The sequence below is a fragment of the Caballeronia sp. LZ001 genome (assembly GCF_031450875.1).
GTDB lineage: Bacteria > Pseudomonadota > Gammaproteobacteria > Burkholderiales > Burkholderiaceae > Caballeronia.
On record NZ_JARTVX010000004.1, the window covers coordinates 3,149,591 to 3,169,634 of the forward strand.

Annotated in this window: 20 protein-coding genes; 9 read left to right on the forward strand and 11 right to left on the reverse strand. The window is 59.8% G+C overall.

Annotated features, from left to right (window positions below):
* Window positions 1-137: 137 nt before the first annotated feature.
* Genes P9292_RS25670 through P9292_RS43265 form a run of 5 tightly spaced genes read right to left on the reverse strand, consistent with a single transcriptional unit; the run spans window position 138 to window position 3,953 of the window.
* The gene (locus P9292_RS25670) at window positions 138-767 is read right to left on the reverse strand and encodes a hypothetical protein (RefSeq protein WP_309961896.1); all 630 of its coding nucleotides are present in this window, start codon (window positions 765-767) and stop codon (window positions 138-140) included.
* Window positions 764-1,516, reverse strand: coding sequence for an ATP-binding protein (locus P9292_RS25675; protein WP_309961898.1), 753 nt, complete (start codon window positions 1,514-1,516; stop codon window positions 764-766). The genes P9292_RS25670 and P9292_RS25675 overlap by 4 nt, the downstream gene beginning before the upstream one ends.
* Before the next feature lie 15 nt (window positions 1,517-1,531).
* The gene (locus P9292_RS25680; protein WP_309961900.1) at window positions 1,532-2,464 is read right to left on the reverse strand and encodes a Mu transposase C-terminal domain-containing protein; all 933 of its coding nucleotides are present in this window, start codon (window positions 2,462-2,464) and stop codon (window positions 1,532-1,534) included.
* Window positions 2,421-3,707 carry a DNA-binding protein gene (locus tag P9292_RS25685; protein ID WP_309961902.1) on the reverse strand — a complete coding sequence of 429 codons (1,287 nt, stop codon included), beginning with the start codon at window positions 3,705-3,707 and terminating at the stop codon, window positions 2,421-2,423. The genes P9292_RS25680 and P9292_RS25685 overlap by 44 nt, the downstream gene beginning before the upstream one ends.
* Window positions 3,708-3,710: 3 nt before the next feature.
* Window positions 3,711-3,953, reverse strand: coding sequence for a helix-turn-helix domain-containing protein (locus P9292_RS43265; RefSeq protein ID WP_409015195.1), 243 nt, complete (start codon window positions 3,951-3,953; stop codon window positions 3,711-3,713).
* A gap of 106 nt (window positions 3,954-4,059) precedes the next feature.
* On the opposite strand from P9292_RS43265, the gene P9292_RS25690 reads away from it, so the two are divergent.
* From P9292_RS25690 to P9292_RS25705, 4 genes are all read left to right on the forward strand, one after another.
* Window positions 4,060-4,416 carry a helix-turn-helix transcriptional regulator gene (locus P9292_RS25690; RefSeq protein ID WP_309961903.1) on the forward strand — a complete coding sequence of 119 codons (357 nt, stop codon included), beginning with the start codon at window positions 4,060-4,062 and terminating at the stop codon, window positions 4,414-4,416.
* A gap of 949 nt (window positions 4,417-5,365) precedes the next feature.
* Window positions 5,366-6,043, forward strand: coding sequence for a CsgG/HfaB family protein (locus P9292_RS25695; protein ID WP_309964176.1), 678 nt, complete (start codon window positions 5,366-5,368; stop codon window positions 6,041-6,043).
* A 25-nt stretch (window positions 6,044-6,068) separates the two neighbouring features.
* Window positions 6,069-6,434 carry a DUF4810 domain-containing protein gene (locus P9292_RS25700; RefSeq protein WP_309961905.1) on the forward strand — a complete coding sequence of 122 codons (366 nt, stop codon included), beginning with the start codon at window positions 6,069-6,071 and terminating at the stop codon, window positions 6,432-6,434.
* 9 nt (window positions 6,435-6,443) lie between these two features.
* Window positions 6,444-7,115 (forward strand): DUF799 domain-containing protein, encoded by a 672-nt coding sequence (locus tag P9292_RS25705; protein WP_309841036.1) that lies wholly within the window; start codon window positions 6,444-6,446, stop codon window positions 7,113-7,115.
* A 35-nt stretch (window positions 7,116-7,150) separates the two neighbouring features.
* Here the strand turns inward: P9292_RS25705 and P9292_RS25710 are convergent, their stop codons facing one another.
* A complete protein-coding gene (locus P9292_RS25710) occupies window positions 7,151-7,537 on the reverse strand; it encodes a DUF488 family protein (protein WP_309841034.1) in 387 nt (128 codons plus the stop codon).
* Between the two features lie 218 nt (window positions 7,538-7,755).
* Here P9292_RS25710 and P9292_RS25715 point away from each other — a divergent pair, with 218 nt between their 5' ends.
* Window positions 7,756-9,141, forward strand: coding sequence for an MFS transporter (locus P9292_RS25715; RefSeq protein WP_309961906.1), 1,386 nt, complete (start codon window positions 7,756-7,758; stop codon window positions 9,139-9,141).
* Between the two features lie 212 nt (window positions 9,142-9,353).
* On the opposite strand, the gene dbpA is transcribed toward P9292_RS25715, so the two are convergent.
* From dbpA to dnaA, 5 genes are all read right to left on the reverse strand, one after another.
* Entirely contained in the window at window positions 9,354-10,742 is a 1,389-nt protein-coding gene (gene dbpA / locus P9292_RS25720) for an ATP-dependent RNA helicase DbpA (protein ID WP_309964178.1), read from the reverse strand.
* The gene (locus P9292_RS25725) at window positions 10,739-10,933 is read right to left on the reverse strand and encodes a hypothetical protein (RefSeq protein WP_309961908.1); all 195 of its coding nucleotides are present in this window, start codon (window positions 10,931-10,933) and stop codon (window positions 10,739-10,741) included. Before P9292_RS25725 ends, dbpA begins: the two co-directional genes overlap by 4 nt.
* 236 nt (window positions 10,934-11,169) lie before the next feature.
* Window positions 11,170-13,641 (reverse strand): DNA topoisomerase (ATP-hydrolyzing) subunit B, encoded by a 2,472-nt coding sequence (gyrB, locus tag P9292_RS25730; protein WP_244826712.1) that lies wholly within the window; start codon window positions 13,639-13,641, stop codon window positions 11,170-11,172.
* 114 nt (window positions 13,642-13,755) lie between these two features.
* Window positions 13,756-14,862 carry a DNA polymerase III subunit beta gene (gene dnaN, locus P9292_RS25735; RefSeq protein WP_244826711.1) on the reverse strand — a complete coding sequence of 369 codons (1,107 nt, stop codon included), beginning with the start codon at window positions 14,860-14,862 and terminating at the stop codon, window positions 13,756-13,758.
* 270 nt (window positions 14,863-15,132) lie between these two features.
* Window positions 15,133-16,719 carry a chromosomal replication initiator protein DnaA gene (dnaA, locus tag P9292_RS25740; RefSeq protein ID WP_250509716.1) on the reverse strand — a complete coding sequence of 529 codons (1,587 nt, stop codon included), beginning with the start codon at window positions 16,717-16,719 and terminating at the stop codon, window positions 15,133-15,135.
* 461 nt (window positions 16,720-17,180) lie between these two features.
* On the opposite strand from dnaA, the gene rpmH reads away from it, so the two are divergent.
* The 4 genes from rpmH to yidC all read left to right on the forward strand — a co-directional run bounded on the left by rpmH (window position 17,181) and on the right by yidC (window position 19,955).
* Window positions 17,181-17,315 carry a 50S ribosomal protein L34 gene (rpmH, locus tag P9292_RS25745; protein ID WP_004198824.1) on the forward strand — a complete coding sequence of 45 codons (135 nt, stop codon included), beginning with the start codon at window positions 17,181-17,183 and terminating at the stop codon, window positions 17,313-17,315.
* A gap of 104 nt (window positions 17,316-17,419) precedes the next feature.
* Window positions 17,420-17,896 carry a ribonuclease P protein component gene (gene rnpA, locus P9292_RS25750; RefSeq protein WP_244826709.1) on the forward strand — a complete coding sequence of 159 codons (477 nt, stop codon included), beginning with the start codon at window positions 17,420-17,422 and terminating at the stop codon, window positions 17,894-17,896.
* Between the two features lie 59 nt (window positions 17,897-17,955).
* On the forward strand, window positions 17,956-18,276 hold the full coding sequence (yidD, locus tag P9292_RS25755; protein WP_309961911.1) for a membrane protein insertion efficiency factor YidD: 321 nt from the start codon (window positions 17,956-17,958) through the stop codon (window positions 18,274-18,276).
* Between the two features lie 8 nt (window positions 18,277-18,284).
* Entirely contained in the window at window positions 18,285-19,955 is a 1,671-nt protein-coding gene (yidC, locus tag P9292_RS25760; protein WP_309961913.1) for a membrane protein insertase YidC, read from the forward strand.
* The last annotated feature ends 89 nt before the right edge of the window (window positions 19,956-20,044 follow it).

Below are 20,044 nucleotides of genomic sequence, written 5' to 3' on the forward strand. Positions count from 1 at the left end.
CCAGCCGATCGGTCTTCGCCGGATATTTCTTTGCCAGAGCGAGACAGATCGTTTGACGTGACACTCTCAATTCCCGCGCAACGTCTTTCTGCGAGCTGATTGCGACCGCATCTTTGAGCAGCGAGAGCCAAATTTCGTCACGCGTCACGGTCCGGCTCCTCCTGCCATACGACCCTTCCAAGGTTCGGGTCATAGACCGACCTCTTGCGCTGAATCATCGGCGGGCGCGGCCCGGTGTAGCTCGACGGGCTACAGAATCGATAGCGAGCCTGCTTCGCTCCCTTGCCGCGAATGAAAGGGTGGCCTGAATCGACAACCGTGAGATAGCCCGCCTGCGCAAGACATTTGACATAGGCCTTCGCCGCCGCCTCAGCCACGACAACGTCCGGAGTCGATGCGCGTAATGCCAATTCTCGCGGGCAGAACTCGCCCATGATTCGCATGGTGCGCCACATGTTTTCATTGCCGCGCGAATTCGTCACCGGTCGTCCGCTGCGATCAAGTCGTGGAGCTTCGATGCCGGTGTTTCGCACGAGGCGATAATGTTTGCGATCACCAATCGCTTTGCGCTCTCCCAACGGTTCGATGATTCCTCCACGTTCGAGCGCTTGAAGATATGTCTGGACAGTGCTCTTATCGATATCGGCGAGCCGCACGACGCTATGCGCGCAGAAGTCGTCCTGTTGACCGCGTATCGCTTCCCAAACACGTTGGCGTGGGCCCTTGCCACCAGCTAGTTCGATGTGTGCGGGTTTTCGAGCCATCATTGGATCCTCCGCTTGGGCGCGTCGCCGGTGTAAAGCTCTCGCTTTCCCCAACTCGCAAGATCGATTACCTTCATTCCAGCAATCATGGCCTGCTCTTGAATCCGGTCGAGGTTCACGCACACGCGACGCACTGAACCATTAGCGAGACCGACGACATGTGACAACAGATCGTCGTGGATATCGACATTTGGACAGTAGATTCCCGTGAGCTTCTTGGCGTCATCTACGGTGACGGGCTGCGCGGGAATCCAGTCAAGCATACGACCGTGCATGCGCTCGATTTTCTTGAGCTTGGCGGGCAAACCTTCTTCGCCGATCATCAAGATCGGTGCATGACTCGATTCATAAAGGTCTCTTACGAGTTCAACTGCATGGCGATCGACGATATGGTCCATCTCGTCGATGATCAGCGGCCGATTACTGTGCGCGAGTTCTTCCGCTATCTGATCAGCCATCTCCGGAATCGTCCCAGCGGGCTTAATACCCATCTCGAAAAGCACTGACTTCAGAAAGTGCTTTTTGGTCCACACTGATTTCGCTTGCACGTAATGAGCACGGCGTGAGTTGGCGACAAAATTTGCAGCGATGCTTTTGCCGTACCCTGACGGGCCATAGAACACCACCATCCCGGGAAGGCCAGTCGTGCGTGAGGAAGCCCGTTCAATAGCGATATCGCAAAGTGCGATATTCGTGATTTGCGCAATGCTTCCAGCGGCGGATTTGAGTCTTGCCTCTTGTTGTGTCATCATTCGTTCGCTTTGGTGTTATCGATTACTGGCGAGCTGCCACTCGCCAGCCTCTTCAGCGCGGCGCTTTTGTGCCGCGAACTCTTTGCTTTGCGGATACAGTCCGTACCATCTCAGGTCGTCTGTGTTTTCGGGCAATCCTCCGTCTGATACGAGTTGATCGAGTTGCTGCCAACGTTCAAACCGTTGTGCAGGGGTCTCGGGCATCTCAAAGACTTCGGCCGATTGAATGTCGATCGGTCGTTCAATGCTCGATTCTGTCGCGTCAATCACCGGCATGCCGGCAAGACGCGCATCGATGGAGGCGCGTGAAATCTCGCCGAAACCTTCGATCTGCAACACCTCGGGCGTCTCAATGTCGAGCGCTTTTCGTCCGCGTCGCTCTGCCTCCACCTCCTGCAACTTTGTTTGAAGGCGTGTCGCACGTGCATCAGCGCGTTTTTCGCGAGCATGCTCGATGGCGGACTGCGGCATGTAGTCGCGCTCATTTGCACCGGCATCTGCTTGGCAGATGTACCGTCCATCGAGCGCATAGACCCATACGGCACGGGAGTCGTTGATGTCGTACGCAACTTGAACCTCGTCACCGTGAAACTCGACCAACGCCGGACTTGAATAGTGGTGATTCAAGAGCCGCACCTCGCCTCGCGCGACCGTACGCTTGATTCTCGGACGGAACACCAAGCGGACGTCATGCTCGTCAAGCGTGTCAGCCGTCCAGCCATCCGCGACATGCTTGGCCCATTGTTCATTCGGCGACATGTGCCTACGCTTTCCCGTGCCCGCATCACGGATGACCGGCAGCGAGCTATGCGGCCGTTCGTTATATGCGTCGAATTGCTCTTGGCAAAATTGGATGAATGCATCCCATCCAAGCAATGTCATCGCACCACCATGCCGAAGCGCGTCACGTGTAATTTTGAACATCGCGTGTTTGGCCTGGCGGTCCATGTCCGCGCCAACATACGAAGGTAGCTTCTTCGCGGCGGCCACCCACAGCGTTTGGTGAAGACGCTCGATGACGCCACGCGCCTGCGAGTTGTAAGGAATCGAGTGCGTAACAACGAATCCGAGCCGACCTTGCACACCAATGCCTTCGTCTTTTAAAAAGCGCGTTTTTATAGCCAGACCCATTGTCGACGTAGAGCGTACTCGGCACGCCACACTTAAGTACTGCGCTGCTCAGCGCGTCAAGCACGGCAAACGACGACTCCGACAGGTCCAACGAAAAACCGACTGCGCGCCGCGTGGCGACGTCGATGATCGAGGTGATTTCTGGTCGGAACGGGCGACCGTGCAAAGGATGTTGAACCTCTGCATCGAACGTATGCCCATCGGCAGACCACACGTCGTTCGGCAGCAGCTTGTCGAACGTGCGCCGAATAAACGGCAACAGGGTCTTGAGCTCGCGTGATCCCATCCTCCCGGTCTGTAACGTGACGTTCCCAAGTTTTTCAATGAAGCGCCGTACCTGATGAATGCTCGGCACCGCGAAAGGCGTATCTCGTGCTCTACAGTGCGCCACGAACAATTCATAGGCTTCTCTCACCGTGGGCTTTTGCGGCGTTTGATACTGTTCGAGAAACAATTTTGCCCACTCCGGGATGACAAAGCTTGACGCCGGTAACTTCGGAGCTAGACGACCCTGCTTGGCAAGACCGAGGTAACGCTTGAGCGTACGCATGCTCGGATACTCGTCACCCTTGCGGCCGCGCGTGTCTTTGGCCGCCCGCAGCATCGCGAGCATGTAGTCATCAAGATTCCCGAGGCGCGCTTGCGTCAGCAATGTGTGCATCGCCGCCTCTTGCGAGACCCGACATGTCGTCATGATGTTTTCGAGCATCGACAGAATGCCTTTACGCGCATCCCCTCTCAGACGCTGCGTGTCTGTCTCGACAAGCAGCAATTGCTGCTCTCGACGGACTACCTTCTTGGAGGAAGACGGCAAGGCAGATGCAACAAGCACCACTGCTGAACGGCGGCGTATTTCCGTTTGCGCTTCGATTGGCAAGCTTTCGAGCGCATATTCAAGACCGCCGCCTCGGCCAGGACGCTCTTGAGATTGCCAACTCGAGAGTTTTGCTCTCAATCTCACTCCTTGCTCCGTTCTCGGCATTTTGGGCAGGCTCATTTCAGCGAGCTCTCGCGCAGCATAAAAGGGCTTAATCTTCCCCATCGCTCGATTCGCGCTCATGGCCTATACGATGGCTACCGTCGAGCTCGCTCTGTCACGGCGCAAAGTGGGCTTGGCATCTCGCGTCCAGAGTTCATCGGCAGGCTTGCCAATGACTTCAGCAATTCGCATCTCAATTCGCTTCGATCGAGCTTTGCCATCTAGGACGCGCGTAACCATTGATCGTGATACACCTAATTCGTCTGCCAATCGAGCAGCGGTGTAACCCGCGACTCGCAATGCTGCCTTGAGAAATTCCGGATGCATGCCGTTATCCTTTGGGTTAACTTGTTGACCTACGCACAGTCATTCGCTGTGTGAACTCATGTTACGCACATATGTGCGTATGAGCAAGCACTGGATACGCACAAACATGCATAATTTTTTTGTTCGGCTGAAGGAGGAGAGGGAACGCTTAGGTATGTCCCAGCAGGGAATAGCCGATGCTTGCGGCGTTTCGCTACGATCTCAGCAGAATTACGAAAAGGGTGAACGTAGCCCGGATGCGGAATATCTTGCGGCGCTAACCACTGTCGGTGCCGATGTGATTTATGTGTTAACAGGAAAGCGCCCGGAGTCGAGCGTTTCTACGCTCTCGCCTCGCGCTAAAGCGCTGCTTGATAATTACGAGCACTCTTCAGAGGAGGCGCGGAGGGCGATGGATCAGATGGGGGGTGTTCTCGCGAAACAGTCTTGCTGTCCGTCGAAAAGCGTCGCAAACGGGAGCTAGCGGTTCAGCGCATGAGATATTCGATGTCTCTCGGATCGCAGTTCATTCGCCGGCAAACGACGACGTGTACATCGCTCGGTGAGCGCAGAATCGATACACGCCTGGAATCCGCTGGGAGTTCGTGGTCCTTTGACTTTCGAGTTTCATCACGACCTACACTTTCGAGTTTGCTAAGGCCCTAGGTAGGTGTTTTCTTCGCAAGCTATTGATACACAGGGGAAAAATTTAACTCGAAAGTTGCGTTGGAGCTTTAAGGCAGACTTTCGAGATCGCAGTTTGAAGTAGAAAGCGGCGATCGCCGAAGGCTGGATGCATTGCAAGGGGATGTCTCACGCAGCGCCGGGGCAAGTTGCGTCATCGCCTCAACAGGAGTGATATCTCTCGATACCTACACAGCCGACCTGTCACTGATCATCGCTGTGATAGGCGCAATGTTCTGGAAAGCGTTAGCACGTGCCCGAGCGGGTTCTCGTATCTCTCGGGTTTTTGAGTCATTCCGGTGACAAAAACCTCGCAAAAGCCGTGCATTTTGCGTGAGAATTTCGCAAACAGTTCGCGCGTCGCTCCGGACGCTAGCCAGCCGCAATCTCAGACGTACAAAGGTTCTCGGGACTTATCCACAGGTCGCTGCACTGTGACAAATCGAGCACCACCCCACATTTGCATTTCGAGCCTTGCGACTCTCTCACTCGCATCCGCAGCGGACGGTCGGTCATGTCTGCCGCTTCCACCTCATCGCGCCAAAAATTAAAAATTTTCGCGCTAGCCCTCGCTTTCAAATCGCTGAACAATCCTTGCCTCTTTCGCTCTCGATGCAACAAGGGCGCTGGTCGATCCGTTACCGTTCACGCGAGTCCGCGAACGCATCTGTCGAAACATGGTGACGCGGAAACCCGCGCTGTTCGCCACCGCATCGAATGCGTCCGGCACGCTGTCTCGCAAGGTTCCAATGGTCTTCACAAAACAACACTTAGTAGTCGCCCTCGCTTCCGTTACCGTCCTCCTGAGCGGATGTGCGACGGAAGCATCCAAATCACTGCCCGTTCAGGCGGTCAGCATCGCTCAGACGCCCTATGCGGGCAAGCCGGTAGCCGTCGCCGTTGGCAAATTCGACAACCGTTCGAGCTATATGCGCGGCCTTTTCTCCGATGGCGTCGACCGCGTCGGCAGCCAAGCCAAGACCATTCTCGTCACGACGCTGCAACAGAGTCGGCGCTTCTCCGTCCTCGATCGCGAGAACTTGAACGAGACCAAGCAGGAAGCCGCCATCGCAAACAAGCAGCAAGCGCTTAAAGCGGCCAACTACGTCATTACCGGCGACGTCACCGAATTCGGGCGCAAGGAAGTCGGCGATCGGGAGTTGTTCGGCATTCTCGGCAGCGGCAAGAGCCAGATAGCCTACGCCAAGGTGAGCCTGAATATCGTCGATGCATCGACCTCCGAAGTCGTCGCGTCGAGCCAGGGCGCCGGCGAGTACAGCCTGTCCAACCGGGAAATCATCGGCTTCGGCGGCACCGCGAGTTATGACTCCACGCTCAACGGCAAGGTGCTCGACCTGGCAATTCAAGAAGCGGTGAACCACCTGTCCGAACAAGTCGACGCGGGCGCGCTACGAGCCTCCAAGTAAGCATCACTCATCAACACTCAGAAGCATGAATCACAAGAAACTTTTCTCGACCGGCATTCTCTTGCCGGTCGCGGCAGCGTGCGCGCTGCTGACCGGTTGTGCCACGCAATCCACGCCGCCGCTTTACCAGTGGGACGCGTATCAACCGCAGGTGTATGCCTTCTTCACGGGCGACAAATCCGTCCCCGAGCAGATCGACGCGCTCGAAAAAGCTCGCCAGCAAATCCTTGCGAAGAATAACGCGCTGCCGCCCGGCTTCCGTGCCCACATCGGCGCACTGTATGCAAGCGTCGGCCGTTCGGACGAAGCCAGAAAGGAACTCGAAGCCGCAAAGAACGCGTTCCCCGAGTCGTCCGCCTACATGAACCTTTTGTTGAGCAAACTTCATTAAACGCCGGCCATGATCAAGTTCCTCTCTCATAAACTCTTCGCGGCGCTGTCGGTTTTGTGCCTGTTGAGCGCGTGCGCGTCCACTCCGCAACAGAGCGACTACACCGCATTTCGCAACAGCAAGCCGCGCACGATTCTCGTGTTGCCGCCGGTCAACGAGACGTCGGATATCAAGGCGACATACGGCATGCTCGCCCAAATGACGATGCCGCTCGCAGAAGCGGGCTACTACGTCGTGCCGGTCGCTGAAATGGACGAGACGTTCAAGCACAATGGCCTGACTACGCCTACGGACATCCAGAATGTCGCGCCGGCCAAGCTGCGCGAGATTTTCGGCGCGGATGCGGCGTTGTACACGACAGTCACGAACTACGGCACCAAGTTCGTGGTCTTCGACAGCAGAACCGTCGTCACCGCAAACGCGAAGCTCGTCGATCTGCGTTCAGGCGACGAACTCTGGAAAGGCTCCGCGAGCGCGAATGGCAAGGAAGTGGGCGTGAACGTGGGCGTAGGTTACGGGCTCATCAGCGCGATTGCGCAGAGTGTCGTGACGCAGGTCGCGCATACCTTAACCGACAAGTCCTTCGACGTGGCAGGCCTCACGAGCCAACGTCTTCTGGCATCGGGCGGCAAGACGACCGTACTCTACGGACCGCACTCGCCCAAATACGGCACGGACTGATCGCATGCTCGCCTGAGCCCCACAGCCCAGGCGAGCTAAATCACCACCGCGCCTCTTTCCGCCAGCAACTCCCGCAGCACCGACCGGTGGCACCGCGACTCGTCCTCGCAATAACATCCGACCGACAAATTCGTCGAACGCGATAACGCCGCAAGCAAGTCCAGCGATCGGCTCGCCTCGGAAACCGCCATCTCCGCCTTGAATTTCCTCACGAACGCGCGCCATTGCTTGTCGTCTTCGGCCGCGAGCGCTTCGGCGACAAGTTTTGCCGATGGCGCCAGATTTGGATACCACACATCGTAAAAGTCGCGGCTCGCGAACTCGGCTTTCGGCACGCCGCGCGGCGGACGCCGAACCGTGCCGATACGCAGCCCTTCGTCCACCGCGCGTGGCGTGCCGAGCCGCACGATTCGAATCGCCATGATCGTTTTCCTTCGAATGTCACCGGCGAAGGATAACCGCGCCGAAGCAACGCGCGATACACGCTGACAACGCTTTGAAAGCTCCCGCGACCGTGGCGAGCGGAATGCGCCGGGTTCCCGTATCGTTTCGGATTATTCCTCTTCCGCTTACATCCGGAACCGCCGACGTGCCCTCCGAAGAACATCCCCAAAACGCGCCCCGTAACCCCGACGCACCCATGTCCTCGCTCGAGCGCCGCGGCATGCTCGCGATCCTGCTGTCCGTCGCGCTCGCCACGCTCGATACCGCCATCGCCAACACGGCGTTGCCGGCCATCGCGGCCGATCTGCATACGACACCCGCCGCGTCGGTCTGGATCATCAACGCATATCAGTTGGCAATGGTCGCCACGCTGCTGCCGCTTGCCGCGCTCGGCGGCATCCTCGGACACCGGCGCGTGTATCTCGGCGGGCTCGTCGTGTTTCTCGTCGCGTCCGCGGTCTGCGCGTTCTCGTGGTCGCTGCCGACGCTCGTCGCCGCGCGCCTGCTGCAAGGGCTCGGCGCGAGCGCGATCATGAGCGTCAACGCGGCGCTCATCAGCGCGATTTTTCCGCCGCATCGGCTTGGGCGCGGCGTGGGACTCAACGCGCTCGTCGTGGGTATCGCGTTCGCGGTCGGGCCGACGGTCGCATCGATCGTGCTCTCGCTCGGCACGTGGCCGTGGCTTTTCGCCGTGAACTTGCCGATCGGCGTGTTCGCGCTCGCCATCGCGGTGCGGTCGTTGCCGCAGACCAAGCGCGCCGAACACGGCTTCGACCGTGTCGCCGCCTTGCTCAACGTGATCACGTTCGCGTCGCTGATCTTCGCGCTCGGCGAAGCGGCCCAGCGCGCGCCGGCGCATACCGTGCTCGCGTCGTTCGGCGTCACGTTGATTGCGGGCGTTCTGCTTCTGCGACGCGAGCGCGGTCATCCCGCGCCGATGCTACCCGTCGATCTCTTCCGCCGCCCGATGTTCGCGCTCTCCACGATGACCGCGATCTGCTCGTTTGCCGCGCAAGGGCTCGCGTTCGTGTCGTTGCCGTTTTTCTTCGAAAGCGTGCTTGGTCGCAGTCAGGTGGAAACCGGCTTTCTGATGACGCCGTGGTCAGCGCTCGTCGCGTTGATGGCGCCGATCGCCGGACGCTTGTCGGATCGGCACGCGCCGGGTTTGCTGGGCGGCGTCGGGCTCGCGATTCTATGTGTGGGAATGGTGTCGCTCGCGATGCTGCCAGCGCAACCGCATGTGCTCGAAATCTGCATCCGCATGGCGATCTGTGGCGCGGGCTTCGGCTTCTTTCAGTCGCCGAATCTGAAGGCGTTCATGTCGAGCGCGCCGCGTGAACGCGCGGGTGGCGCAAGTGGCACGATCGCGACTTCGCGGCTGATCGGACAGGCCACCGGCGCGGCGCTCGTCGCGTTGTGCTTCAGCATCGCGGGAAAGCATGGTCCGGCGCTCGCGTTGTCGCTTGGAGCGGCGTTCGCGGGCGTGGGAAGTGTGGCGAGCGGATTGCGGCTGGTGACGGCGAGAACGTCGAAGGTGACGTCGTCGGATGCGATTTCAGTCGAGCCGCAGAGGAAGGTTTGAGGGTCGAGCTCGGCGCCGTTGCACTGCACGTTTGCAGTTGCTTGGAAACCCGCGTGAAGGCCGGGATACGCTGAATCTGCAAAGCTTTCGCACGCGCGGCTCGCTTCCGTGAATCCGCGGTGCGGCGCTGCGGGGCGCATCGGGCGGGCTCGCTCGGAGGACAACCCTTCACGCTACAGTTCCTTGACTAGCTCGTTGGCGACTCACCGGACTCACATCCGCCGCACCTTGACCTTCCGCCCCTTCAACTTCCCCGCTGCCAGCTTGCGCTCGGCATCATCGGCGATACCGCGTTGAACGGCCACGTACGTGACCATGTCCATCACGTTGATCTTGCCGATCTCCTCGCCCTTGAAGCCCGCTTCGCCGGTCAGCGCGCCGAGCACATCGCCGGGACGGATCTTGTCCTTGCGGCCGCCGAGGATTTGGAGCGTCGCCATGGGCGGCTTCAGATGCCCAGGTTCCGCCGATGTCAGCTCCGCTAGCGGATACCATTCCACTTCCTTGCGCTGCGCCACTTCGATCGCGCCGACGCGTCCCATCTCGTCCATGCTCGCAAGCGACAGCGCCCAACCTTCCTCGCCCGCACGCCCCGTGCGCCCGATGCGATGCACGTGTACCTCAGGGTCCGGCGTCACATCGACATTGATGACCGCTTCGAGTTGCGTGATGTCCAGCCCGCGCGCGGCGACATCGGTCGCGACCAGCACCGAGCAACTGCGATTGGCGAATTGCACGAGCACCTGATCGCGTTCGCGCTGTTCGAGTTCGCCATGCAGCGTGAGCGCCTCGAAGCCTTGCGCGCGCAGTACGTCGAGCAAGTCGCGGCATTGCTGCTTCGTGTTGCAGAACGCAAGCGTGCTGACGGGACGATAGTGGTCCAGCAGCAAACCCACTGCATGCAGACGCTCGTGATCCTCGACCTGATAGAAGCGTTGTTTGATCTTTGCGTTGCTGTGCTGTTCGGTGAGCTTGATCTCGCGCGGATTGCGCAGGAACTGCTGACTCAATTTCGCGATGCCCTCGGGATACGTCGCCGAAAACAGCAAGGTCTGACGGTCATTCGGACACAGACGCGCGACTGAAGCGATATCGTCGAAAAAGCCCATGTCGAGCATGCGGTCGGCCTCGTCGAGCACGAGCGTGCGTATGCCATCCAGCGAAAGCGTTTCGCGCTGAAGGTGATCCATGATGCGTCCCGGCGTGCCCACGACGATATGCGCGCCGTGTTCGAGACTTGCGATCTGCGGACGCATGGGCGTGCCGCCGCATAGCGTGAGCACCTTCACGTTGTCTTCTGCGCGAGCCAAGCGGCGGATTTCCTGCGTGACCTGATCGGCGAGTTCGCGCGTCGGGCAAAGCACGAGCGCTTGCACGGCGAACTGACGCGCATCGAGTTTGGCGAGCAGTGGCAACGTGAAGGCGGCGGTCTTGCCGCTGCCCGTTTTCGCCTGCGCGATGAGATCGTGACCGGCGAGTGCGAGCGGCAGGCTCGCGGCCTGGATCGGCGTCATCGATGTGTAGCCGAGCTGCTGCAGATTCGTCTGCATCGATTCGTTGAGCGGCAGGCTGCTGAATGAGGTATCGGTCGCCATGGTTATTGCGCGCCTCGCGGCGGGGTTTCGGTGACCTGCTCGTAGGTGATGACGCCATCGGGTGCGTCGTGGCGCGTCACGTAATTGCGCGCGGCGCACATCGGGCAGCGGAACAGCAGTCCCTGACCTTCATTCTTGATGACGACGTCTGAGACGTCCCACGTTGCGTCGCAGGACTGGTTTCGGCAGGTGAACATGTCGGATTTCTCGTTGTTGCGTGATGCACGTAGCCGCGATGGAATGCGGCGAAGTGATTTTCGGTTCAAACCGAAAGTGTACGCGGGTCTGCGGGTGGCGCGGCGGAACCAGGTCCGTGTGTTTTGGGCGGGGGTATGGCGTTGGCGTTCAATAAAAAAACCGTAAGTGCCAGCGCGTTGAAACCTCGCGCGTGGTACTTACGGTTTCGGTGAGATAGCGTCGCGCTACCTACCCCTCAAACATCAATATTCCCCGCCCGCAACGCGTTACTCTCGATAAACGCGCGTCTCGGCTCCACATCGTCGCCCATGAGCGTCGTGAAAATGCCGTCGGCCGCAATTGCGTCCTCGATCTGCACGCGCAGCAAACGCCGCACGGCTGGGTCCATCGTCGTTTCCCAAAGCTGTCCGGGATTCATCTCGCCCAAGCCCTTGTAACGCTGCTTGCTGACGTTGCGTTCCGCATCCGCGATCAGCCACTTCATCGCGCTCTTGAAGTCCAGCACGGCCATCGAGCGCTCGCCGCGCTTGATCAACGCGCCTTGGCCAATCAAGCCCTTGAAGGTATCGGCAGTGGAAACGAGTTGCTTGTAGTCGGCGGTCAATTGAAGATCTTCATCGAACACCGAAACCTTCACGTTGCCATGGTGACGCCGCTTGATATGCAACGAACGCAGCTCGCGAACCTGATCGTATGCCGCCTCGACCGTCACCTCCGGCTTCAACGGGTCCGAACGCAACTTCGTTTCGAGCGCCTTCGCCGATGCCTCCGCCGCTTCCTGCGTCGACAAATCGATGACCGTGCCATCCATCACCGCTTCGAGCGAGGCGGCATCGTAAATACGGCTGATGCGATCGATCACCGCCTGGGCCAGCAAATACGCACGCGCGAGTTCGCCCAAGGCATCGCCCGAAATCGGGTCCGCGCCTTCGCTCGGCACCAGTTCAGAACCCTGCAGCGCGAGCTTCAGCATATGCTGGTTGAGCTCGTGCGCGTCCTTCATATACCGCTCGTCCTTACCCGCCTTGATCTTGTAAAGCGGCGGCTGCGCGATATAGATGTACCCGCGCTCCACGATCTCCGGCATCTGCCGATAGAAGAACGTCAGCAAAAGCGTGCGGATGTGGGCGCCGTCCACGTCCGCATCGGTCATGATGATGATGCGGTGATAGCGCAGCTTGTCCAGGTTGTAATCATCCTTGCCGATGCCGCAACCCAGCGCCGTCACGAGCGTCACGATCTGCTCGGATGAAATCAGCTTGTCGAAGCGCGCCTTCTCAACATTCAGCACCTTGCCGCGCAACGGCAGGATTGCCTGGAACTTCCGGTCGCGCCCTTGCTTGGCCGAGCCGCCCGCCGAATCTCCCTCGACGATATAAATTTCCGACTTCGCCGGGTCCTTCTCCTGGCAATCCGCGAGCTTGCCAGGCAAGCCGACGCCGTCGAGCACGCCCTTTCGCCGCGTCATTTCGCGCGCCTTGCGAGCGGCATCGCGTGCACGCGCGGCATCGACGATCTTGCCCGTGATGATCTTCGCGTCGATCGGCGTCTCTTGCAGATAATCTTCCAGCGCCTTCGCGACGATTTCCTCGACCGGCGCGCGCACTTCCGACGACACCAGCTTGTCCTTCGTCTGCGAACTGAACTTCGGCTCAGGCACTTTCACCGACAGCACGCACGACAAGCCTTCGCGCATGTCGTCGCCGCTCGTCTCGACCTTCGCTTTCTTCGCGATGTCGTGGTCGGCGATGTACTTGTTCATCACGCGCGTCATCGCAGCGCGTAAGCCCGTCAGGTGAGTGCCGCCGTCGCGCTGCGGAATGTTGTTGGTGAAGCAGAGCACGCTTTCGTTGTAGCTGTCGTTCCACTGCATGGCCACTTCGACGGTGACGTTTTCACGCTCGCCCGTTGCATGGAACACGTTCGGATGCAGCACCTGCTTCTGCTTGTTGATGTATTCGACAAAGCCCTTCACGCCGCCCGCAAAAGCGAAGTCGTCTTCCTTGCCGGTGCGCAAGTCGGTCAGCCGAATGCGCACACCGTTGTTCAGGAACGAAAGCTCGCGCATGCGCTTGGCGAGAATGTCGTAATGGAATTCGACATTGCCGAAGATGGTCGCGTCCGCCAAAAAGTGCACTTCGGTGCCGCGATTTTCGGTGTCGCCGACTACTGGCATGGGCGAATACTGCACGCCGTTCTCTTCGATAAGCTCGCGGTTCTGCACCACGCCGCGCGCGAACTCCATGAAGTGTTTCTTGCCGTCGCGGCGCACGGTGAGGCGCAGCCATTCGGACAGCGCGTTCACGCACGACACGCCCACACCGTGCAAGCCACCCGACACCTTGTAGCTGTTCTGGTCGAACTTGCCGCCTGCGTGGAGTTCGGTCATCACGATCTCGGCGGCGCTGCGCTTCGGGTCGTGCTTGTCGTCGCGTTTCAGGCCGGTAGGCACGCCACGGCCGTTGTCCGTCACCGAAATGGAGTTGTCCGCGTGAATGGTCACGTGGATGTCGTCGCAATAGCCGGCCAGCGCTTCGTCGATGGAGTTGTCCAGCACTTCGAAAACGAGGTGATGCAAACCGGTGCCATCCGACGTATCGCCGATATACATTCCCGGGCGCTTGCGCACGGCCTCCAGACCTTCGAGGATCTGAATGGACGATGCGCCGTAGCTGTTGTCGGGTTGCGAATTTGTGTTTTCAGTCATGGAATTTTCCGGTTCTGCGTCGCTGCTTCGGTTACTGCTCGAAACTTTTCAAAACACCTTAAAAACGCCAAAGGGGCGAGCCGCCCCTTGGTGTGTTCGTGGTACCTGAACGCGTCAGATGCGCATCGGCATCACGACATACTTGAATTCCTCGTTTTCCGGAATTGTGATGAGCGCGCTGGAGTTGGCGTCGCCAAGGCTCACTTGCAGCGTGTCGACCTTCAGATTCGCAAGCACGTCGAGCAGATACGTGACGTTGAAACCGATGTCGACGGTATCGCCCTGATACGCGATTTCCAGTTCTTCCTGCGCTTCTTCCTGGTCGGCATTGGTCGACATGATCTTGAGCTGACCCGGCTCGACCAGACACCGCACGCCCTTGAACTTGTCCGACGTGAGAATGGCCGCGCGCTGCAGGGAGCGCTGCAGTTCTTCGCGACCGATTTCGAACGTGTTCTTGTGCGCCTTGGGAATCACGCGCTGGAAGTCGGGGAACTTGCCTTCGACGAGCTTCGACACGAGTTCGACTTGGCCAAAACTGAACTTAACCTGCGTCGCGGCGATGTCGATCTTGAGCGTGTCGTCGATGTCTTCGAGCAGACGCTGCAATTCGAGGATGGTCTTGCGCGGGATGATGACTTCCTGACGCGGGAACGTGCCGCCGTCGATCTTCATGGACGAGAACGCGAGACGGTGACCGTCCGTTGCGACGGCCATCAACTGGTCGCCATCCACCACGAGCAACATGCCGTTCAGGTAGTAGCGAATGTCTTGCTGGGCCATGGCGAAATACACCATGCCGAGCAACTGGCGAAACGTTTTCTGCGGAACCGAAAGGCTCGCGCCGAAGTCTGTAGCCTGGTTGACGGTAGGAAACTCGTCCGCGGCGAGCGTCTGCAGCGCGAAGCGGCTCTTGCCGGAGCGCACGGTCAGGCGCTTGTCGGACAAGTCGAGCGCAACCTCACCCGGCGGCATGGCGCGCAAAATGTCGAGCAACTTGCGCGCGGCGACCGTGGTGGCGATCTGGTCGCTGCCGACGCCGAAATCGGCGCGGGTGGTGATCTGGAGTTCGAGATCCGTCGAGAGGAACGACACATCGGCGCCGTTCTTGGTGATCAGCAGATTGGCGAGGATCGGCAAGGTATGGCGGCGTTCTACGATACCGCTCACGGTTTGCAGCGGCCTTAGAAGATTGTCTCGTTCGGTCTTGACCAGTTGCATAGAGTTCCTTCGTTGATGTGACGGCCTGTCCGCCGGTTTTGCCACCGCTGGTTTTGTCACCAGCGGTTGGTTCGCCGCGCTCGCCGGACAACCTCGTAACACGCGTTGCCGGCCCCCCGCCGGTCACTCGCGAATGCTTGACGCCAGCCGCCCAGGCCACGGACAGCTAAACCTATATTGTGCCTTAAAACGGAACCGCCCCCGAAAATTGGGGGCGTTTTTACCAATAAACAGGTCCGGTGGCGCAATAATCGACGCGTTCGCGCCGGCTCAACCCTTCAGCGTTTGTTCGAGCACGTGAAGTTCGTGATTGAGCTGCGCATCCGTGCCGCGTTCGGCCGCGATCTTGCGCACGGCGTGCAGCACGGTGGTGTGATCGCGACCGCCAAAAAGCTCGCCGATCTCGGGCAGGCTCTTCTGCGTCAGTTCCTTCGCCAGATACATCGCGATCTGGCGCGGGCGCGCGATATTGGCCGGCCGCTTCTTCGAATACATGTCGGCGACCTTGATGCTGTAGAAATCCGCGACGGTCTTCTGAATGTTCTCCACCGAGATCTGGCGGTTCTGCACCGTCAACAAATCCTTGAGCGCTTCCTTGGTCAGCTCGATGGTGATGTCGCGGCCATGGAACTTCGAATAAGCGAGGATCTTGCGCAGCGCGCCTTCGAGTTCACGCACGTTCGAGCGCAGATGCTTCGCGACGAAGAACGCGACGTCTTCGGACAGACTCACGCCTTCGGACTGCGCCTTTCTCATCAGAATGGCGACGCGCATTTCCAGCTCGGGCGGCTCGATGGCGACCGTCAAACCGGAATCGAAGCGCGAGATCAGACGGTCGTCGATACCGGAGATTTCCTTCGGATACGTGTCGCTCGTGATGATGACTTGCGCCTTGTTCGCGACCAGCGCCTCGAACGCGTAGAAGAACTCTTCCTGCGTACGCGACTTGCCCGAGAAGAACTGAATATCGTCGATCAACAAAAGATCGAGCGAATGGTAGTAACGCTTGAAGTCGTCGAACGCCTTGCGCTGATACGCCTTCACCACGTCGGAAACGTACTGCTCCGCGTGAATGTAGCGGATGCGCGCGCCCGCCTTGTCCATCAGCAACTGATTGCCGATAGCGTGGATTAGATGCGTCTTGCCCAGGCCCACGCCTCCGTAAAGAAAAAGCGGGTTGTACGAGATGCCGGGATTGTCGGCGACCTGAATGGCGGCCGCGCGCGCGAGCTGATTCGCCTTACCGGTGACGAAATTGTCGAAGGTCAGCACGGGGTTGAGCTTCGAACGTTCGTAAGCGGAATCGGTTTCACCGCCGGCCGATGGGTTGCCGCCCGGACGCCACGTGCGCCGGCCAGCGGCGGCTTCGTTGGCGTCGAGGCTCGGCAAGTCGAAATCGGCTTGTTCGTCCTGCATGGCCTGAGCTTGCTGGGCGGCTTCCGCCGCCAGCGCGTTCACGTGCGCGGCAGCGTTCGCGTGCGCGACGACCGAAGGCGCTTGCGGTGCGGCGGCCGGCGCGGGCGGACGCGGCGCGCCGTCGGCGACACCCGCGCCAGCCGCCGGCCGCGGCGCGGCGTTCGGCGCCTGACCGATAGCGCTGCGAGCGGTCGCTTTCGGGTCGAGTACGAACTGGACGTCGATCGTCGCGCTAAAGTATTCGCGCGCCATATCGGCAATGCGTCCCGAGAACTGGCTCTTCACCCAGTCGAGCTTGAAGCGATTGGGAGCGGCTATGCGCAAGGTGCTCGCGTCGGCATCGAAGTCGACCGGGGCCAGCGGCTTGATCCACGTGACGTACTGCTGCGGCGTGAGTTCACGCTCCAGCAATGCCGAACAGTGTTCCCAGAAATCGTTCATCGAATGCGGTCGTTTTATGGTTGGCTCCGCGCTCCTGACGGCCGTGCTTGCCGGATGCGCAAGCGCCTCGGCAAGTCCCGGCACAGCCATGCAGGCATGCTCCGGAGGCTTACGCCGCAAGGGTTTGCGGGCGAACGGCGGGCCGAAGCAGTAGGCGGATATTTGGGAGTAAGGCGAGATTCTAACGCCAAACGGGACCGGCGCGCGAGTTATCCACAGGGTCAAATCAGCGCGTCCGACAGGCTGGAAATGAACATGATGCGAGCATGGCGAGCTTCACTATTACGCTAACCTATTGACGGTCAATAGGAAAACGGTTTAAATAGCGGGTTCCGCGAAAACAGAATTCCTGAACCTCCGGTCGTTGCGCCCGTTGTGCCTCTCGTGCCTGCGGTTATCCACAGTCGGAACACGGTGGCGCCAAAGCCCGCGCGGTCGATCAATACTCAAGTGAGAGCATCATGAAACGTACTTACCAACCTTCCGTGACGCGCCGCAAGCGCACCCATGGCTTCCGCGTTCGCATGAAGACCGCTGGCGGCCGCAAGGTCATCAACGCTCGCCGTGCGAAGGGTCGCAAGCGCCTGGCAATCTAAGGCTTTCCGGTGGCTGGTCGCGCACGCGTGGTACAGGCCGTATCTGTCCTGAAGCCGGGCGCGCATCACGAACCGGCAGGCTGCTTTAGCGCCGCACAGAAGTCTTGAAACAGGACATCGTTCAGTTGCCGGCGCAGGCCGCGTTCCCCAAGGCCGCAAGGCTACTGAAAACGGATGAGTTCTCATCCGTTTTTCGTTTGCGCCCATGGCGACGTTCGCCGCATTTCGTGCTGTACGGGAAACCGACTGGGCAGGAGGCGCGTCTCGGCCTCGTGATCGGCAAGAAGCAGGCGCCGCGTGCAGTCACGCGCAACTTGATCAAGCGGCACGCGCGTGACGCGTTTCGGTTGCGTCGCGAAGCGTTGAGCGGTTTCGATATCCTCGTGCGCTTGCACGCGAAGATCGACCGCAAGGCCATGCCGAGCGCCAGTTCGCCGCCGCTCGGCGCGCTCGTGCGAGGCGAACTTGAAGCATTGCTGGACCGTGCCGTGCGCGAAGTCGCGCGCCGTGCGGCTGAAACCGTGGCGGCGCCGCCTGGCGTGCCCGCCGTAGACGACACCTCCGGCCCTTCCGGGTCATGAAGCGCGGTCTGCGTCTCGAATCGCCGGACACGGCGAACGGGGCGCGCGGCGCGAAGCTTATGCAAACGGCACTAATCGCGTTGTTGCGCTTCTACAAGGTTGCTGTGAGCCCGCTGCTCGGCAGCCGGTGCCGTTTTTATCCCTCCTGTTCCGACTACGCGCGCGAGGCAATCCAGTATCATGGCGCCGCGCATGGCACGTATCTCGCCGCCAAAAGGCTTTGCCGCTGCCATCCGTTCTCGGCGGGCGGCGTCGATCTCGTGCCGCAGCCTTCCGATTCGCGATCAGATTCCACGCGGGTTTGCGAGCCGGCCGCGGAATTCGCTCAAGAAAAGCATTCACCACTAAACGGCGCTGATGCGCTTACCGATCGACACTGAGACAACGCATGGATATCAAACGCACCGTCCTATGGGTCATCTTCTTCGTGTCAGTTGTCATGCTGTTCGACAACTGGCAGCGCGACCATGGGCGCCCGTCGATGTTCTTCCCGAGCGCGACGCAGCCGGCCAAGACCGCCAGCAACCCCGCACCGGGCACGGCCGCATCGGGCGCGCAGCCTTCCGAATTGCCCAACTCGCCGGCCGGTACCGCCGCGCCGGGTTCGACGACGCCGCCCGCCACGGCGGCCGCGCAACTCGTCAAGTTCACGACGGACGTGTATTCCGGTGAGATCGACACGCGCGGCGGCACGCTTTCGAAGCTCTCGCTCGTGAAGGAAGGCGACGGCAAGCAGCCCGACCTCTACATCACCCTCTTCGATCACACGCCGACCCGCACGTATCTCGCGCGCACGGGCCTGCTCGGCGGCGACTTCCCGAACCACAACGACATCTTCACGGCGGTGCCGGGCCAGACGTCCTTGTCGGGCGACGCCAAAACGCTGACGCTCGCGTTCGAATCGCCGGTTAAGGGTGGCGTGAAGGTCGTAAAGACCTACACATTCACGCGTGGCAGCTACGTGATCAACGTCGATACGAAAATCGAGAACGTCGGTAGCGCGCCGGTCACGCCGAAGCTCTACATGGAACTCGTGCGCGACAACACGCCGGTGGAGACGCCGCGCTTCTCGCACACGTTCATCGGGCCGGCGGTCTACACGGACCAGCATCACTTCCAGAAGATCGACTTCAGCGATATCGACAAGAACAAGGCTACGTTCGCGCCTTCCGCCGACAACGGCTGGATTGCGATGGTGCAGCATTACTTCGCGTCGGCGTGGATTCCGCAGCAGGGCGCGAAGCGTGACATCTACGTGCAGAAGATCGATCCGGATTTGTATCGCGTGGGTGTGCAGCAGGCCGTGCAGACCATTGCGCCGGGACAGACCGCGACCGTCGATGCGCGTCTTTTCGCCGGTCCCGAAGAAGAGCGCATGCTGGAAGGTATCGCGCCGGGGCTCGAGCTCGTGAAGGATTACGGCATGGTGACGATCATCGCCAAGCCGCTTTTCTGGCTGCTCGAAAAGATCCACAGCTATGTCGGCAACTGGGGCTGGGCGATCGTGCTGCTTACGCTGCTCATCAAGGCTGTGTTCTTCCCGCTGTCGGCGGCGAGCTATAAGTCGATGGCACGCATGAAGGAAATCACGCCGCGCATGCAACAGATTCGCGAGCGCTTCAAGAGCGATCCGCAGAAGATGAACGCGTCGCTGATGGAGCTTTACAAGACCGAGAAGGTGAATCCATTCGGCGGCTGTCTGCCGGTCGTGGTGCAGATTCCGGTGTTTATCTCGCTGTACTGGGTGCTGCTGTCGTCGGTGGAAATGCGCGGTGCACCGTGGATCGGCTGGATTCACGATCTGTCGCAACAAGACCCGTACTTCATCTTGCCGGTGTTGATGGCTGTATCGATGTTCCTGCAGACCAAGCTGAACCCGACGCCGCCGGACCCGGTTCAAGCCAAGATGATGATGTTCATGCCGATCGCGTTTTCGGTCATGTTCTTCTTCTTCCCGGCTGGTCTCGTGCTGTATTACGTCGTGAATAACGTGCTGTCGATCGCGCAGCAGTATTACATCACGCGCATGATGGGACAGCGGAAGAAGAAGGCGGCTTGAGGTTTCTTTAGGTTTGATGTGGAAGTGGATTTGAAAACGCCCGGCATGCCGGGCGTTTTTGTTTGCTGTCGATCTTGTAGGTTCAGGTC

Bases quoted from the DNA above. Each gene is read 5' to 3' on its own strand.
- rpmH (WP_004198824.1), top strand. From the start codon at position 17,181: ATGAAACGTACTTACCAACCTTCCGTGACGCGCCGCAAGCGCACCCAT.
- dnaA (WP_250509716.1), bottom strand. From the start codon at position 16,719: ATGAACGATTTCTGGGAACACTGTTCGGCATTGCTGGAGCGTGAACTC.
- P9292_RS43265 (WP_409015195.1), bottom strand. From the start codon at position 3,953: ATGCATCCGGAATTTCTCAAGGCAGCATTGCGAGTCGCGGGTTACACC.
- P9292_RS25695 (WP_309964176.1), top strand. From the start codon at position 5,366: ATGGTCTTCACAAAACAACACTTAGTAGTCGCCCTCGCTTCCGTTACC.
- yidD (WP_309961911.1), top strand. From the start codon at position 17,956: ATGCAAACGGCACTAATCGCGTTGTTGCGCTTCTACAAGGTTGCTGTG.
- yidC (WP_309961913.1), top strand. From the start codon at position 18,285: ATGGATATCAAACGCACCGTCCTATGGGTCATCTTCTTCGTGTCAGTT.
- dnaN (WP_244826711.1), bottom strand. From the start codon at position 14,862: ATGCAACTGGTCAAGACCGAACGAGACAATCTTCTAAGGCCGCTGCAA.
- P9292_RS25670 (WP_309961896.1), bottom strand. From the start codon at position 767: ATGATGGCTCGAAAACCCGCACACATCGAACTAGCTGGTGGCAAGGGC.
- P9292_RS25725 (WP_309961908.1), bottom strand. From the start codon at position 10,933: ATGTTCACCTGCCGAAACCAGTCCTGCGACGCAACGTGGGACGTCTCA.
- P9292_RS25685 (WP_309961902.1), bottom strand. From the start codon at position 3,707: ATGAGCGCGAATCGAGCGATGGGGAAGATTAAGCCCTTTTATGCTGCG.
- P9292_RS25690 (WP_309961903.1), top strand. From the start codon at position 4,060: ATGCATAATTTTTTTGTTCGGCTGAAGGAGGAGAGGGAACGCTTAGGT.
- P9292_RS25715 (WP_309961906.1), top strand. From the start codon at position 7,756: ATGTCCTCGCTCGAGCGCCGCGGCATGCTCGCGATCCTGCTGTCCGTC.
- P9292_RS25675 (WP_309961898.1), bottom strand. From the start codon at position 1,516: ATGATGACACAACAAGAGGCAAGACTCAAATCCGCCGCTGGAAGCATT.
- P9292_RS25680 (WP_309961900.1), bottom strand. From the start codon at position 2,464: ATGGACCGCCAGGCCAAACACGCGATGTTCAAAATTACACGTGACGCG.
- P9292_RS25700 (WP_309961905.1), top strand. From the start codon at position 6,069: ATGAATCACAAGAAACTTTTCTCGACCGGCATTCTCTTGCCGGTCGCG.
- P9292_RS25705 (WP_309841036.1), top strand. From the start codon at position 6,444: ATGATCAAGTTCCTCTCTCATAAACTCTTCGCGGCGCTGTCGGTTTTG.
- gyrB (WP_244826712.1), bottom strand. From the start codon at position 13,641: ATGACTGAAAACACAAATTCGCAACCCGACAACAGCTACGGCGCATCG.
- P9292_RS25710 (WP_309841034.1), bottom strand. From the start codon at position 7,537: ATGGCGATTCGAATCGTGCGGCTCGGCACGCCACGCGCGGTGGACGAA.